Genomic DNA, 15,373 nt, shown 5'->3' on the forward strand with positions numbered 1-15,373 from the left:
TTGGAGTGGCAACGAATTGGGAACGGACCTGCATGCACCTCTAGGCCGCAACCGCAAGGCCGCGCGAAAGCGCCCCGGCATATTGCGGATCGGACAGATTGCCGCGAGCGTCTGTCTTGTCGCGATTGGCGGCTTTTCCCTTTACACGGCATTTCGCAATGATGGCCTCGAGCAGTCGAAGCCTCCGGCATCGCTGGACACAGCGGCCGCGCCGCCGACCGATGCGATCCAGGAGCCGCAGGCATCTGCCAATCAGGCAGCAAACGGCATGCCCCGCTCCGAGCCGCAATCCGGCGCCAATGTAGAACAGATGGTGACAGGCGACGGTTCTGTCGTCACTAAATACAGCCCTCGCCCGCGCGAGGGTAGCGGCCCGGTTCTGGTCGATGCCATGAAGATGGGCCAGGATCCCCGCATGGCGGCCATCCCCAACGACAATCTGCTCGAAGAGACACCCTTCGGCCGGCTGCCCATCACGGGTCCCGATGGCCGGCGTCCGATGGATCAATATGCGCGGCGGTGGTCCGGCACGCGCGGCACCCGCATCGCGATCGTCCTCAGCGGCCTCGGTCTCAGCCAGACCGGCACGCAGCGCGCCATCAAGCAATTGCCGGAGGAAATCACCTTTGCCTTCGCCGCCAGTGGCAACAGCCTGCAGCGCTGGATGCAAGATGCGCGGCGCGGCGGCCATGAAATATTGCTGCAGGTGCCGCTGGAGCCGTTCGATTACCCAGCTAATGATCCGGGACCGGATACGCTGCTGACGTCGAAGCCTGTGGCGCACAACCTCGAAAGCCTGCACCGGGCGATGGGCGAGATCACCAACTATACGGGCATCATGAACTATCTGGGCGGACGTTTCCTCTCCGATCCCAAGGCCATGGAGCCGGTCATGCGGGATATCGGCAAGCGCGGGCTGCTGTTTCTCGACGATGGCACTTCAGCGCAATCCAAGACCGCCGTGGTCGCCAAAGGCACGGAGCTTCCTTACGCTTTCGCTGACTTGCAACTGGACAGCCAGGTCGATGTGAACACCATCCTGCAGAAACTCGACGAACTGGAGCGCATCGCCCGCCGCAACGGCCAGGCAATCGGTGTTGCCTCGGCCTTCGACGAGAGCATTGACGCGATCTCCAAATGGAGCGAGGAAGCGACCATGCGCGGCATCGAGATTGTCGGCGTTGCTGCACTCGTCAACGACCCCAAGAATCCCTGACCGGAGAAAACCATGAGCCAAGCGACCGTAAAAGCTGAGGATCTCCCCTATCGCCCCTGCGTCGGTGTGATGATCCTCAACCGCGAGGGCCTCGTCTGGGCCGGGCGGCGCATTCCTGATGGTAATTCGGAGTATGACGGTTCACCCCAGCTCTGGCAGATGCCGCAGGGCGGCATCGACAAGGGCGAAGACCCGCTGGAGGCAGCCTATCGCGAACTTTACGAAGAAACCGGCATCCGGACCGTGACCCTGCTTGCCGAGGCCAAGGACTGGATCAATTACGACCTGCCGCCACAGCTGATCGGCATCGGGCTGAGGGGCAAGTACCGCGGCCAGACGCAGCGCTGGTTCGCCTTCCGCTTCGAGGGCGACGAAAGTGAGATCGCCATCAACCCGCCGCCCGGCGGCCATGAGCCGGAATTCGACGCTTGGGAATGGAAGCCGATGGAAGACCTGCCCGGCCTGATCGTTCCCTTCAAGCGCGCCGTCTATGAACGGGTCGTGGCGGAATTCAGCCACCTTTCCGGCTTGATCCCGGAAGATTGAGCATCGAACGAAGCTCAGCAATGCGTTCCAAAAGGAAACCGGCCGCCTTTCAGGCGGCCGGCTGAGATAAGATTGCCGATTGCGAATTATTCGGCTTCGTTGGCCGAATCTGCGTTGAGCTGACCATATTTGGCTTCGCCGATCTTCTCGAGCAGTTCGAGCTGCGTTTCGAGGAAGTCGATATGGCCTTCCTCGTCTGCCAACAGCTCTTCGAAAAGCTTCATGGAAACATAGTCGCCGGCGTCATGACAGATATCGCGCGATTTCTTGTAGGCAGTGCGGGCGTCATATTCGCCGGCAAGATCGGCCTCCAGAACTTCCTTGACGTTCTGACCGATGCGCAGCGGCGCAAGCGTCTGTAGATTGGGATGGCCTTCGAGGAAGATGATGCGGGCGACCAGACGGTCGGCATGGTGCATTTCCTCGATCGATTCGGCACGTTCCTTCTTGGCGAGCTTGGTGTAACCCCAGTCCTCAAGAAGGCGATAGTGGACCCAATACTGGTTGACTGCACCGAGCTCTAGAAAAAGGGCCTCGTTAAGCCGCTCGATGACTTTTTTGTCGCCTTTCAATGTCCGCTCTCCTGTTTTCCTCGTGGAATTGTTTCAAGCGGGACATGAAATCAAATATTTCCGTCTCCGTCGAGTGGCGACGGGCATGATAATCTTCGGTTGTCTGGATGATGATATCGACAACGTTCGGGAAACAGCCGCAGCAACGGCCGCGCTTGGCCATGGCGTGATAGACCTTCGCCGGCACGATAAGCTGCCAACAATCTTCATCGAGAAGATTGTTGATGACGTCCCGGATTTCCTTGTCGGTTATGTAATTGCAACTGCAGACGAGCACGTCTTCATTCCAAACATGACACTTACTATCGTGTTTTCTGCAAAAGAAGATGGGAACTGTCAAGAAAATTCGCGACCCTCATCCGATCACGATTCAGCGACAGGATATCACACGCCAGCGAGCGCATCCTTAAGTCCTTAAGAAGCATCAATTTCCTGGCTGCAAAGGCCCATCAGTGGAAATTACGCCCGCGCGGCATCACGCTCGCAGTCTCTGCGATATCACCATCTTTCGCTTGTTCTGATGGGCTTCGCTCGCCGATCTTTCTGAGCAGCTTGTCCCGCGCCAGAATATCCGCCGCCTTCCGCTGTCGATGATCCTGTGTCGGGCGCAATACCTCGTCCGAGCGCTCGCTGACGCCAAAGCGTTTCGTCTCTCGCTGAAGGATACCGAGTAGCGGCGTCATATCCTCGATATGTTCGACGACGGTATGGATGACACCGCTCTGGCTTTGTAATTTGCCGTAGATTTTCACAAGTCGAGCACCCATGACCACTGCGCGGTATTTTTCGAAGACCTTCTTCCAGACGATGGCATTGGCAACACCGGTCTCATCCTCCAACGTCATGAAGATCACACCTTTCGCCGAACCCGGCTGCTGGCGCACCAGCACCAGCCCCGCGATCGTCACTCGTCTCCCATTCGCGACACGAAGCAGATCGACATTGCGCGTCACACCTGCCTTGCCTAACTCCTCGCGCAGGAAGGAAACGGGGTGCCCTTTCAAGGATAGCGACAGGTAACGGTAATCCTCGATGACCTGTTCTCCCGGCAGCATATCCGGCAGCTTCGCAGCCGGCTCAGGCTGAAGATCGATATGGCGGACCTTCTCGAAGAGCGGCAGCTCCTCTGTTGCGCTTTTCACATCCAGCGCCCGAACCGCCCAGAGCGCCTGACGTCGCGATAACTGAAGAGATTGGAAAGCATCCGCATCCGCCAGCCGTTCGATAACGGATTTCTGCAAACCGGAGCGCAGCCAGAGATCACGCACAGAATGGTAACCCTCGCCACGATTCTCGACAAGCTGCTCCATATCTTTAATGGAAACACCCTTGATCTGCAGAAGGCCAAGTCGCACAGCGTGGCGAGTCTTAATGATATTTCGCATCTCACCGTGGCGAAAATCGACACTTGCTCGGTCAAAAACCGCTTCCTCAAGGGTGCATTCCCAATCCGAGCGATTGATATCGGCCGACAAGATTTCCACACCGTGCTCGCGCGCATCCCGCACCAGCTGCGCCGGCGCATAGAATCCCATTGGCTGTGAGTTCAGCATCGCAGCGCAGAAGGCGTCGGGATAATAGGCCTTCAACCACGAAGAGGCGTAGACGAGCAGTGCAAAAGAAGCTGCATGGCTTTCTGGGAAACCGTATTCGCCGAAACCTTTGATCTGCTTGAAACATTGCTCCGCGAATTCGCGAGGATAGTCATTCTCAACCATGCCCTCGACAAATCGCTCTTCAAAATTATCGATTGTGCCTGTTCTTTTGAAGGTCGCCATTGACCGTCGGAGGCGGTCGGCTTCCGCTGGCTTGAATCCGGCAGCAGTGATGGCGATCTGCATCGCTTGCTCTTGAAACAAGGGAACCCCAAGAGTTCTTTTGAGAACATCCTTTAGCTGCGGACTCGGATATTCAATCGGGATATTCTTATCCCTTGCCTCCCGACGTTTCAGATAGGGATGAACCATGTCACCTTGGATCGGCCCCGGACGAACAATTGCTACTTCAATGACGAGATCATAGAATTCTTTTGGGCGGAGACGCGGCAACATACTCATCTGTGCCCGACTTTCGATCTGGAAAACGCCAAGCGTATCCGCACGCCACATCATCTTATAAACTGGCTCGCCTTCCTCTCCGTGCTCCTTATTGCCGAGGTCGGCGAGTGTCTTTTTCACATCGTAGTGTAGCTCAAGCAGCGTGAAGGCCCTGCGTAAGCAAGTCAGCATGCCGAGCGCCAGCACATCCACCTTGAGGATTTGGACATTGTCGAGATCATCCTTGTCCCACTCGATCATGTAACGATCCGGCATCGCCGTCTTCATAATCGGCACCACTTCATCAAGCCGATCCCGGGTAATGACAAAACCACCGACATGCTGGGTAAGGTGACGGGGAAAGCCAAGAAGCTCGGAGGCATATTTGAGCACGTTCTGTGTCACCGGGTCTTTGATATCGAGGCCGGCCGCCTTCGCGTCCCGTTCGGAGAGATTATCCTCCGACCAACCCCAGACGAGACTGCTGATCGCAGATTGAACATCCTCCGACAGACCGAAGGCCTTGGCGACCTCACGGCCGGCCGAACGGGTGCGATAGCTGGTGACAGCCGCCGTCAGACCGGCATGCTCACGGCCATATCTTTTATAAATGGACTGGATGACCTCTTCCCGTCGATCATGCTCGAAATCGACGTCAATATCCGGCGGTTCGTCCCGATCCATCGAAATGAACCGGTCGAAGAGAAGCGTGGTCTTTGTGGGATCGACTTCCGTGATCTCCAGGCAATAGCAGATGACTGAATTGGCCGCCGACCCTCGCCCCTGACAGAGAACTTCGAGCACATAGCGGGCGTGATGAATGATCTTGTGAACCGTCAAGAAATAGGAAGCGTAATTCTTGTCGCCGATGAGCTTCAGCTCATAATCGATCTGCTTGGCCACTTTCTCGGGAACGCCACCAGGATAACGTACTAGCGCACCCGCTCTCGTCAGCCTTTCGAGAGTTTCCTGCGGCGTTTCACCTGGATCGTTTTCAGGGGGATAATTGTGTTTCAGCTCGTTCAACGAAAAGGTCAGCTTGCTGAAAAACAGCTGCGTATTCTCGACCGCATCTCTGTAATCTCGGAAGACCCTGGATATTTCACGTGAATCCTTGAGATACCGCTCTCCATTCGGCGCCAGAAGGAATCCGGCTTTCGATATCTCCACATGCTCCCGTATGGCGATCACGATATCCGAAAGCGGCCGGCGCTCGGGGTCATGATAGAGTGGCTGATTGGTCGCAATCAGCGGCACCCGGTTGCGGACGGCAAGCATGGCAAGCGCTGCAAAAGCCTGCCGGTCGCGGCCGTCATAGGTCGGCGACAGCGCCAGGAAAAATGCCTTGCGGAAGCGTTTGCGAAACCGTTCCAGATACTCTTCAAGTGCCGACTGGCGGGCAGGATCATTCACGGCGGCCCGATCGGGGATAAGGGCGAGCATCACCTCGTCACCCCATTCCATAAGCTCCGCTTCTGTCAGGATGCAGGTTCCCTTTACAGCTTCGTCCTTCAGATTGCCGGCGCTGAGAAGGCGGCAGAGATTTGCCCAGCCCCGCCGGTTTTGCGGATAGGCAAGGATATCAGGCGTTCCATCCGAAAAAACGAGACGGGCGCCCGGCTGAACCCGGACAGGGTCGAGAATGATCTCCGTTTTTCCCTTCTTCTTCGCCTCGGCTAAAATCGCATCCCTGTTCCTGTATCTCTCTCTGAGCTGTTCTGCCTGCGCATGAGCCCGCACTACACCGGCAACCGAATTCCGGTCCGCAATGCCGAGACCACCGAGCTTCAGGCACGCGGCCTGTACGACCATCTCTTCGGGTTTCGAAGCACCTTCGAGGAACGAGAAATTCGTCTTCGCACCGATCTCGAAAAATGCGGGTTCGGGCCTCATGCAAAGACCCCGTGCATGAACCAGCGAGGATCGGGGTTCTCACCGTAGAGACCCCGGCGATAGATCCAGAAGCGATGTCCGGCCTCATCCTCGATCCGGAAATAGTCTCGCGCTTCGGCATTATCGCCATCGATCCACCACTCCATGGCAATCCGTTCAGGGCCTTCGCTCCTCCCCACCTGATGCTGCAGGCGACGCCAGCGGAAAGTCTGCGGCGCACCATCAGGCACTTCGGCAAATGCGACCTCGACCGGCTCTGGCGTTGCAAAGAGCCGCAGCGGACGCTCCTCACGAAAAGGCAGCGCATTGCCCTGCTCTGCCTTGCGCCGTGCCGGAAGGTTCTCCATTGCCGGCACCGTGATCACGGCGCGCTCCGGCACATGGCTCTCGCGAAGCTGGAAGCTTTGCAGGCAGTCCGGACCAAGCCGGGCCGCGACACGGTCGACAAAACTCGAAAGCGAGATATCCCCCTGCCGGTCGCCCTCGAAATCACCCTGCGCCTCGTTGAACGGGTCATGCCGCAGCACGTTCAGGCGCAGGATCTCGAAGCCATAACCGGCGTCGATATCGTCATAGATCATCTGCAGCCGCTCGGAAAACAGCCCGGCAACAAGCTTCGGTTCACGAAGCGGTCGGGAGGCACCGACGGAAATGCGGAACACCCTGCCATCGACACGGAACAGCACCAGTTCGAACACCCGCCCACCGGCGCCGCGCGCTTCCAGGGGCGGCTTTAGCGACACGGCGACCTGCCCGGTAACGGCGAGGATCTGCTCTTCCGTGCCGATCGGCTCGACCAGACGGCGTTCGGATGAGAGGCTGGCGACAGGAAGCCGAGGAGAGATGGGTTCTTCCTCACGGCCGAGCGCCTGATCAAGGCGCAGAAGCAGCGTTGGCCCGAAGCGGCGGGTCAGCGGCGCCCGCGGCGCATGAATGACATCGCCGACGTATTTGAGGCCAAGTTTCCTAAGAGCATCGACGGTCTGGCCCTCCAGCCGCAAGGCCGCGACAGGCAGCGGCATCAGCATGCGCTCCATCTCTTCATCCTCCACGACGCCGCCCTGCCCGAAACGGGAGACTGCCCAGGAAAGACCCGGCGATGAGGAGATCGCACCCCGCACATCGAGCCCCATATGGAAGAGCCGGGACAGAATATCCTTGAGAAGCGCCACCTCACCGCCGAAGAGATGGGCGCAGCCGGTAATATCGAGAAACAGCCCGTCCTTGCCGTCGAGCGCGACCATCGGCGTATAGCGGTCGCACCAGTCGGCGATCCCTTCCAGTAACCGTCGATCGGCTGCTGGATCTTCCTCCAGGACATCAAGCGCCGGAAACATGGCGCGCGCTTCGGCAACGCCCTGCTCTTTCCGCAAGCCCAGCTTTTCGGCGAATTCGTCCAGCGCCGTCAGCCGCATGGCATTGTTGAGCTTGCCGGAACAGACGATCGGCGGCTTCTCAGGACGCCCTTTCGAGCGCCAGGACAGCCCCCATCGCTTGCGGGCGATGCGGTCCGTTGCCAGATGCGGAAAACTGAGCGCCAGAATGCGCTGACTGTTCGCCTGGAGGACGAGCGAAGCTTGGTTCGTCGACAGGGAAAAATTCGCGTTCATGAGGGTTCCACTCCAGAAGAAAGGAGAGCGGGGCCGGATTGCGGCTCTTCTCCAGCGTGAGACGGAAAATCGGATTGCCGATACTGACGGAAAGTTTTGATCCGTCCGGCAGCGGCCGCAGGCCCGACGGCGCCGGTTCGACATGCAGGCGGAAGGCGGCACTGCTTGCCTCCTCCTCTCCCGCTTGACGGACAAGAAAGAGTGGGCGGTGGACGGCGCGCGCCCTGAGGCTGAGTCTGCGACTTTCGGTCAGGCCGAAATGCAGGGGATTGCCGCGCACTTCGAAGACGACAGCCGAGAAGGCAGCACTTTCGATGGCCGCTTCCGCCAGCCAGAGCGCATCCTCCAGCTTGCGCGGCGCGGCATGGAAAAACCTTTCCGGCTTCAGCCCGAAATCCTTCAGCCCCGGAGCATAAGGACGACCCGCCTCCAGTGTGCCGACGGCATCACTGATCCAGAGCAGCGGCAGCAACCTGCCGGTATCCTCCTCCTGCTTCTGCAGTCGCGCCACAATGGCCATCGCCAGACCGCTTGCCGCCCCTGCATCACCGGAGCTCGCCGCGCGGAATTCGGTAATCGCATCGAGCTGAAGGCCGCCTTCCAAGGCGTCATCGAACGGTTCCACACCGAAAGGCAGGCGTGGCAGAATACACTCCTGCCGCCTCTCGTGTCCTTCCGCCAGAGCCTCCCGTTCCGCCGCGGCAAGCGCCGGCGCGGGTTTTCCCTCCAGTCGGGCAATGGTTTCGCGGAGCGCAAAAAGCCGCTCGCGCGCCAGGGCGGTCTGCGCCATGGCGTTCTCCCCACTCGTCTTGTTCCTGTTATGTTCTTATAGATTCCAGAGCTCTAATGAAGAGTCAATGATCATTTCATAAGAATTTATTCCTGCCTTTGATTCCGCACTCGAAAATCGGCGATAAAGGTTCTATATGGGCCGGCAAAGGAAGGAATACTTATGGCCCGCATAGACCAGAGCGATGATTGGCGGGACCGCCATGCGCCGACGATCAGCACCTTCGAGTCGCTGGCAATGGAGGCCTACAGTCATCTGCCGGACGAATTTCGTAAGCTGACGACCAATCTGACCATCGAAATCGAAGACTTCCCCGACGACGAAGTTTTTGAAGATATGGCGCTGGAAACGCCCTTTGACCTGCTGGGCCTTTTCGAGGGCCGCGGCATTTCGGAGCGCTTTACCGTGGAAACCGGCGAGATGCCGAACCGCATCCGCCTCTATCGCCGTCCGATCCTCGATTACTGGGCCGAAAACGACGAAACGCTGGGCGACATCATCACCCATGTGCTGATCCATGAGATCGGCCACCACTTCGGCCTCAGCGACGATGACATGGAACGCATCGAGGCAAGCGCCGAAGAGGCGGCAGAGCGTTAAGCTTACTGCTCGGACAGCTTCATGTCCGGGTGATAATCCTTGCCCTCGACCTCCTTGACGACGGCCTGGCCGCACTGCATCTGGCCGGTCGCAGCATTGAAGCCATAGGTGGGCGAGCCGGACAGCGACCAGCCCTTGTTCAGCGCCGCTGTTACCTTGTGGCAAAAGGAGGCGTCGTCGAGACCGGTCAGGAAGCGGTAGAGTTTCATCAGGCGGGCTTTCTTGCAGAAATCAGGCGAGCTTTATGGACCAGAGCTTCGGCCAGGACAAGATGCAGCCGCTCGATCATCCGCCCGTTCGCATTGATGACATTGAGCCCCTCGGTCGCCGGATCGGCGAAGGCGGCGATGATGGCCTCCGCCTCCGCAATCTCCTCCGCGTCAGGTCCGAAATGCGTGTTAGCGGCTGCAATCTGTGCCGGGTGGATCAGCATCTTGCCGGTAAAACCCATGGCGCGGCCCTGACCGCATTCGACATTGAAGCCTTCGCCATCCCGGAAATCGTTGAAGACGCTGTCAAGCGCATCGAGCCCATAGGCCTTGACCGCCAGAACGACCTGCATCAGCCAGGGCACGAGATAGGTCCGCCCCGACTGCGGCAAGACGCCCGTTTCCTTGCGCAGGTCGTTGAGGCCGACGACGAGGCAATCGAGCCGCGAGCCCGGCGTGCGGCCGGATTCGGCGATCGCTGCAGCATTCAGCACGCCACGCGGCGTCTCGATCATCGCCCAGATGCGCAACTCCTCCGGCGCATAGGCCTCGGCAAGCAGATCGCTGACAGCCATTACATCCTGTGGCTCATCCACCTTTGGAAGCAGAACGGCATCGGGCGAAAGCGCCTTGATCAGTTCCAAATCCGCCAGCCCGAATCCGGATGACAAAGAATTGATACGGATGATCCTTTCCTTGCCCTCAAGCAGCGGCCCGGCAAAAAAGGCCTTCAGATTGTCGCGCGCTTCCGCCTTCTTCTCGGGCGCGACGGAATCCTCCAGATCGAGAATAACCGCATCGCAATCAAGGGAATGGGTCTTTTCAAGCGCACGCGCATTGATGGCGGGTACGCTCAACACCGAGCGGCGCAGACGCAGGGAACGAAGAGGTGGTGTTCGGCTCATGGACCATTAGTGCCAAGCTTCGCAAAGCCCGGCAAGACAACAAAAAGCCATGCTTGGCTTGCAGAGAGGAAAAAGAAGGACCACATTCCTTTCCGTAGAAAGGTTTCAAACCAATGCAGAACATTCGCTCCATCTTCTTCATGCTTGCCGGCGCCACCGTTTTCGTGGCCATGCTGCTTCTCACCTTCTCGGTCACGCTCGCCGTTGGCGGCATCCTGACCGTGCTCATGGTCGGCCGCGCCCTTTCGATGAAGATGAAGCCCGCTCCCGTCCGCGCCCGCGCCGATGGTAAGCGCGAGATGCGCATCTGGAACGACGGCCGCGGCACGATCATCGATCTCTGATCATTTTCTCTGAAAATTCTGACCGACATTGTCGGCTCACGTTCCCATGCTACGTCCTTGAAGCAGCCAGGCATTCAGCCGGCACTTTAAAAACGAATGGAGGACGAGCATGGATGCGACGGAGAGCAACCAGACCAAGATGCCGCCGGTCAAGAACGGCCTGCTTCCCTATCTGACGGTCGACGGCGCGGTAAAGGCTGCGGAATTCTACAAGAAAGCTTTCGGCGCTGAAGAAGCCTATCTCGTGCCGGTCGACGAAAGCGGCCGGACGATGCACGTGCATCTCTATATCAATGGCAGCTCGCTCATGCTGTCGGATGCCTATCCGGAATATGGCCATGCCTTCAAAGGCCATGAGGGCTTCGCCATCCAGCTGGTGATCGACGATATCGATTTCTGGTGGAACCGCGCAGTGGCTGCCGGCGCCGAAGTCGTCATGCCGGTCGAACTGATGTTCTGGGGTGATCGCTACGGCCAGCTTCGTGATCCGTTCGGCGTGCTCTGGGGCCTGAATGCACCGTCCAAGTAAAGGGACACGCGTAATCGGCAGGCCACGCGAAACACCACGTGGCCTCCGTCAACGAAAGATTCTTCTTCATTTCGGCGGGAAACTGGAATAGATGCAAAATCAGAAAGTACGTTTTGCTGAAATGGAGCATAGGTCATGGATAAATTCGTGAAGCTCACGGGCGTTGCAGCCCCTCTGCCGGTCGTCAACATCGACACCGACATGATCATTCCGAAGGACTATCTGAAGACCATCAAGCGCACCGGCCTTGGTAAGGGCCTTTTCGCCGAAGCCCGCTACAACGAAGACGGCTCCGAAAACCCCGATTTCGTGCTGAACAAGCCGGCTTACCGCGAGGCAAAGATTCTGGTTGCCGGTGACAATTTCGGCTGCGGCTCCTCGCGCGAACACGCTCCATGGGCGCTGCTCGATTTCGGCATCCGCTGCGTGATCTCGACCAGCTTCGCCGACATCTTCTATAACAACTGCTTCAAGAACGGCATCCTGCCGATCCAGGTCAGCCACGAAGACCTCGACAAGCTGATGGACGACGCCGAGCGCGGCTCCAACGCCATTCTGACGGTCGACCTTGAAAACCTCGAAATCACCGGTCCGGACGGCGGCTCGATCAAGTTCGATCTCGACGAGTTCAAGCGCCACTGCCTGCTGAACGGCCTCGATGATATCGGCCTGACCATGGAAAAGGGCAAGGCGATCGACGAGTTCGAAAAGAAGAACGCCGCTTCGCACCCCTGGGCTGCCTGAGCCTCACTAAATTGCTTTGAGATCGAGCCGGGCTTTCGCCCGGCTTTTTCTTTGTCCGGATCTCAGAGAAACTTCTCTTTCCAGAGATCAAGCTTTTCGAGCGACACACCGATGCCGCCGCAGACTTCGATGAGCGGATTGTCGAAGCGAGACAGCAGATCGGCATGCACATCGGCAACGGCAAGTGCGGCACCACAGGCCGGTTCGACCAGGATGCGCTGCGCATCGGCAAATTTCAGGCAAGCGGCTACGGCATCGGCATCGCTGACGAGAACACTTTCGATCGGGTGATGCTTCGGCAGATCGAAGACATGCTGCGCCACCTGCCGCGCGCCGAGGGAGGTGGCAATCGATGTAATGGCCGGCAGCGAAATACGCTCATTGGCCTTGAGGCTTGCATGAAATGATGCAGCTCCTTCCGTCTCGACGGCAATGACAGGCACGTCCGAAAGCCCGTTCCGCTTCAGCCCCTCGACGATGCCGGCAAGCAGACCGCCACCGCCGATGCTGGTAACGACGCAATCGAATTTGGCACCCTTTGCCACCACCTCATCGATCAGCGTCGCATGGCCATCCCACAGGAGCGGATGGTCGAAAGGATGCACATAGGTCGCCTTGCGGCTTTCGGCGAGTTCGATCGCATGCGCATTGGCCTCATCGAAGACAGAACCATGAACCAGCACATTGGCGCCCGTTGCGGCAATCGTTCGGCGCACGTCAGGTGCCGTCGTCTCAGGCACGACGATCGTAACAGGCACGCCAAGTGCCCGTCCGGCATAGGCTGCGGCAACGCCGGCATTGCCGCCGGAGGCGCAGAAGATCTCACGCGCACCGTTTTGAACCTCATGCTGGCAAAGCCGGCCGACACCACGCAGCTTGAAGCTGCCTGAAGGCTGTAGCGCATCGAGCTTTAACCAAAGCGGCTTGCCGCTGGCGCTGAAATCGGGCGCTGTCCGGATCAGAGGAGTGTCGAGATGGAGGGGCGTAAAAGACATGGGAGAATATCCAGAGAAAGAAGGCAAGGCTGTCGTTCTAGCTCGTTTGCAGGCACGGGAGCAACCTTGTCAGACATCACATGACGCGGAGGCAAGCGTACCGATTCACCTCTTCTCTCGCTTGAAATGCCCATTTCCGGGGTCTAAGAAGCCGCAGCTTGTTTTTCCGCGGAGGGTTTCATGACAGTGCGCAATCTTTTCCTGCTGCCGGGTGACGGTATCGGCCCCGAAGCCATGGGTGAAGTCCGCAAGATCATCGCTTATATGAACGAGGCGATGAATGCCGGCTTCGCCACCGACGAAGGCCTCGTCGGCGGCTGCGCCTATGATGCGCATGGCGCAGCGATCTCCGAAGACGACATGAAGAAGGCGCTTGCAGCCGACGCTGTGCTCTTCGGCGCCGTCGGCGGCCCGAAGTGGGATAGCGTTCCCTACGAAGTACGCCCGGAAGCCGGCCTGCTGCGCCTGCGCAAGGATCTGGAACTCTTTGCCAATCTGCGTCCGGCGATCTGCTATCCCGCACTCGCCTCCGCTTCCTCGCTGAAGCCGGAATTGGTCGAAGGCCTCGACATCCTCATCATCCGCGAGTTGACGGGCGGTGTTTACTTCGGCGAGCCGAAAGAAATCATCGATCTCGGCAATGGCCAGAAGCGCGGCATCGATACGCAGGTTTACGACACCTACGAGATCGAGCGTATTGCCGGTGTCGCCTTTGAAATGGCCCGCACCCGCAACAACCGCGTCTGCTCCATGGAAAAGCGCAACGTCATGAAATCCGGCGTGCTCTGGAACCAGGTCGTGACCGAGACGCACAAGGCGAAATATTCAGACGTGCAGCTCGAGCATATGCTGGCGGATGCCGGCGGCATGCAGCTCGTGCGCCAGCCGAAACAGTTCGACGTCATCGTCACCGACAACCTCTTCGGCGACATGCTCTCGGACGTTGCCGCCATGCTGACCGGCTCGCTCGGGATGCTGCCTTCGGCCTCGCTCGGAGCACCTGATGGAAAGACCGGCAAGCGCAAGGCACTCTATGAGCCGGTTCACGGCTCGGCGCCCGATATCGCCGGCAAGGGCATAGCCAATCCGATCGCCATGATTGCCTCCTTCGCCATGTGCCTTCGCTACTCCTTCAATCTTGTCAAGGAAGCGGACAACCTCGAAAAGGCGATCGCCAACGTGCTCGACAAGGGCATCCGCACTGGCGACATCATGGCACCAGGCAGCCGCCAGGTCGGCACCGTCGAGATGGGCGACGCGATCCTCGACGAGTTCAAGGCCCTTTCTGCCTGATATTTCACGTGAAACGCTTTTCGGCCCTTCGCATCTCATGCGGAGGGCTTTTTTGTGGAAGCCAGCATTCCCGCTCCTATGAATGATATCACGGCAGGGTCTGGCATTCAGCGCACGGGTCGCATTTGCCACCGCTATCACGCTCACTCGCCTCCGCCTGATCTTCTCCTTCAGGGTACGAATTGAGCCATTACCAAAATTGATTAGAATAATCTCGGGAGTCCCGCCCTCTGTCGTAATCCTGTGCATTTTTACCGCCTATCTCATACCCAAGCGTTATACGGATAGTCGGAATGCGGGAACTTCTAGTCTCCTTGGACAGGCGCTGGCGCAGAAATAGATGCGTCATGCCACCATTGCGGTGGCGCGCATGCCTTTTCATTACGCTGAACGCCGTCATCCTTTCCATGCTGATCTTTGATGCGCCAATCGGTGCCGGCCATCTGCCGGAGCCCATTCAGCGCTTCGGCGAGATGTTGACCGATTTCGGCAATTCCGCCTGGCTGATCCTCACCAGCGTCCTGCTCTTTTTCCACGGCAGAGCCGGCTACAAGCTTTTGAACAGTGCAAAAGCAAGGGCCCAAGCACTCTATGTGAGCTGGATCGGCGCCTACCTGTTTACGACCGTCGTCTTTTCCGGCCTGCTCGCAAACCTTCTGAAACGCACGATCGGCCGCGCGCGCCCCGAACATTTCCAGGACCTCGGGGTGCTTTCCTTCACACCCTTCTCCGGCCATGCAGCGCTGGAAAGTTTCCCGTCAGGCCATTCAACCACGGTGGGCGCCTTCTTTGCCGCCTTCGCCCTGCTCTTCCCGCGTTACCGGGTGCCCTTCATCGCCGGTGCCATCTGGCTCGGCATGACGCGTGTCATGGTCGGCGCGCACTATCCAAGTGATGTCATTGCCGGCCTTGCCTTCGGCGCGTGGTTCTCGCTGCTGACGGCAATCGTCTATGCGCGCTACGGCCTGCTTTTCAAACTTGCGCCGGATGGCTGGCCGATGTCCAAGCGATACTTCCCAAACGCATAAGAAATGACGCGTAAGAAAAATAACGCATGAAAAACCCGGCGCCTTTCGAGCGCCGGGCTTTGT

The 15,373-nt window shown here is 58.6% G+C and carries 16 protein-coding genes; 8 read left to right on the forward strand and 8 right to left on the reverse strand.

Annotated features, from left to right (window positions below; translation table 11 throughout):
* Positions 1 to 16 precede the first annotated feature (16 nt).
* Both J2X71_RS34890 and J2X71_RS34895 read left to right on the forward strand, forming a co-directional pair.
* Positions 17 to 1,216 (forward strand): divergent polysaccharide deacetylase family protein, encoded by a 1,200-nt coding sequence (locus J2X71_RS34890; RefSeq protein WP_310389709.1) that lies wholly within the window; start codon positions 17 to 19, stop codon positions 1,214 to 1,216.
* A gap of 12 nt (positions 1,217 to 1,228) precedes the next feature.
* A complete protein-coding gene (locus J2X71_RS34895; protein ID WP_007824800.1) occupies positions 1,229 to 1,762 on the forward strand; it encodes an RNA pyrophosphohydrolase in 534 nt (177 codons plus the stop codon).
* An 86-nt stretch (positions 1,763 to 1,848) separates the two neighbouring features.
* Here J2X71_RS34895 and bfr read toward each other — a convergent pair whose 3' ends face one another.
* The 5 genes from bfr to J2X71_RS34920 all read right to left on the reverse strand — a co-directional run bounded on the left by bfr (position 1,849) and on the right by J2X71_RS34920 (position 8,663).
* Positions 1,849 to 2,334 (reverse strand): bacterioferritin, encoded by a 486-nt coding sequence (gene bfr, locus J2X71_RS34900; RefSeq protein ID WP_007824799.1) that lies wholly within the window; start codon positions 2,332 to 2,334, stop codon positions 1,849 to 1,851.
* Complete coding sequence (locus J2X71_RS34905) at positions 2,300 to 2,674, reverse strand: BFD-like (2Fe-2S) protein (RefSeq protein ID WP_081493316.1); 375 nt, start codon at positions 2,672 to 2,674, stop codon at positions 2,300 to 2,302. The genes bfr and J2X71_RS34905 overlap by 35 nt, the downstream gene beginning before the upstream one ends.
* A gap of 109 nt (positions 2,675 to 2,783) precedes the next feature.
* Positions 2,784 to 6,263: an error-prone DNA polymerase gene (locus tag J2X71_RS34910; protein WP_310389711.1), complete on the reverse strand. Its 3,480-nt coding sequence runs from the start codon at positions 6,261 to 6,263 to the stop codon at positions 2,784 to 2,786.
* Complete coding sequence (locus J2X71_RS34915; protein WP_310389890.1) at positions 6,260 to 7,807, reverse strand: DNA polymerase Y family protein; 1,548 nt, start codon at positions 7,805 to 7,807, stop codon at positions 6,260 to 6,262. Before J2X71_RS34915 ends, J2X71_RS34910 begins: the two co-directional genes overlap by 4 nt.
* Positions 7,719 to 8,663 carry a hypothetical protein gene (locus tag J2X71_RS34920; protein WP_310389714.1) on the reverse strand — a complete coding sequence of 315 codons (945 nt, stop codon included), beginning with the start codon at positions 8,661 to 8,663 and terminating at the stop codon, positions 7,719 to 7,721. The genes J2X71_RS34915 and J2X71_RS34920 overlap by 89 nt, the downstream gene beginning before the upstream one ends.
* Positions 8,664 to 8,825: 162 nt before the next feature.
* Here J2X71_RS34920 and J2X71_RS34925 point away from each other — a divergent pair, with 162 nt between their 5' ends.
* Positions 8,826 to 9,263 carry a metallopeptidase family protein gene (locus J2X71_RS34925; RefSeq protein ID WP_310389716.1) on the forward strand — a complete coding sequence of 146 codons (438 nt, stop codon included), beginning with the start codon at positions 8,826 to 8,828 and terminating at the stop codon, positions 9,261 to 9,263.
* A gap of 2 nt (positions 9,264 to 9,265) precedes the next feature.
* Here the strand turns inward: J2X71_RS34925 and J2X71_RS34930 are convergent, their stop codons facing one another.
* On the reverse strand, positions 9,266 to 9,472 hold the full coding sequence (locus tag J2X71_RS34930) for a DUF1737 domain-containing protein (protein ID WP_310389718.1): 207 nt from the start codon (positions 9,470 to 9,472) through the stop codon (positions 9,266 to 9,268).
* Positions 9,472 to 10,377 (reverse strand): CoA ester lyase, encoded by a 906-nt coding sequence (locus J2X71_RS34935; RefSeq protein WP_310389720.1) that lies wholly within the window; start codon positions 10,375 to 10,377, stop codon positions 9,472 to 9,474. The genes J2X71_RS34930 and J2X71_RS34935 overlap by 1 nt, the downstream gene beginning before the upstream one ends.
* Positions 10,378 to 10,490: 113 nt before the next feature.
* Between J2X71_RS34935 and J2X71_RS34940 the strand changes: the two genes are divergently transcribed.
* The 3 genes from J2X71_RS34940 to leuD all read left to right on the forward strand — a co-directional run bounded on the left by J2X71_RS34940 (position 10,491) and on the right by leuD (position 11,994).
* Positions 10,491 to 10,721, forward strand: a complete 231-nt coding sequence (locus tag J2X71_RS34940; protein ID WP_007824784.1) for a hypothetical protein — start codon at positions 10,491 to 10,493, stop codon at positions 10,719 to 10,721.
* Between the two features lie 109 nt (positions 10,722 to 10,830).
* Positions 10,831 to 11,250, forward strand: a complete 420-nt coding sequence (locus tag J2X71_RS34945) for a glyoxalase/bleomycin resistance/extradiol dioxygenase family protein (RefSeq protein ID WP_310389722.1) — start codon at positions 10,831 to 10,833, stop codon at positions 11,248 to 11,250.
* A gap of 135 nt (positions 11,251 to 11,385) precedes the next feature.
* Positions 11,386 to 11,994 (forward strand): 3-isopropylmalate dehydratase small subunit, encoded by a 609-nt coding sequence (gene leuD, locus J2X71_RS34950; protein WP_113322202.1) that lies wholly within the window; start codon positions 11,386 to 11,388, stop codon positions 11,992 to 11,994.
* A 62-nt stretch (positions 11,995 to 12,056) separates the two neighbouring features.
* Here leuD and J2X71_RS34955 read toward each other — a convergent pair whose 3' ends face one another.
* The gene (locus J2X71_RS34955) at positions 12,057 to 12,989 is read right to left on the reverse strand and encodes a pyridoxal-phosphate dependent enzyme (RefSeq protein ID WP_310389725.1); all 933 of its coding nucleotides are present in this window, start codon (positions 12,987 to 12,989) and stop codon (positions 12,057 to 12,059) included.
* A gap of 180 nt (positions 12,990 to 13,169) precedes the next feature.
* Between J2X71_RS34955 and leuB the strand changes: the two genes are divergently transcribed.
* Together leuB and lpxE are read left to right on the forward strand one after the other, a co-directional pair.
* On the forward strand, positions 13,170 to 14,282 hold the full coding sequence (gene leuB, locus J2X71_RS34960; RefSeq protein WP_113183662.1) for a 3-isopropylmalate dehydrogenase: 1,113 nt from the start codon (positions 13,170 to 13,172) through the stop codon (positions 14,280 to 14,282).
* A gap of 293 nt (positions 14,283 to 14,575) precedes the next feature.
* Positions 14,576 to 15,310: a lipid A 1-phosphatase LpxE gene (lpxE, locus tag J2X71_RS34965; RefSeq protein WP_310389728.1), complete on the forward strand. Its 735-nt coding sequence runs from the start codon at positions 14,576 to 14,578 to the stop codon at positions 15,308 to 15,310.
* Positions 15,311 to 15,373: the final 63 nt, after the last annotated feature.

It is taken from the genome of Rhizobium sp. 1399, assembly GCF_031455475.1.
Classification (GTDB): Bacteria; Pseudomonadota; Alphaproteobacteria; order Rhizobiales; family Rhizobiaceae; genus Rhizobium.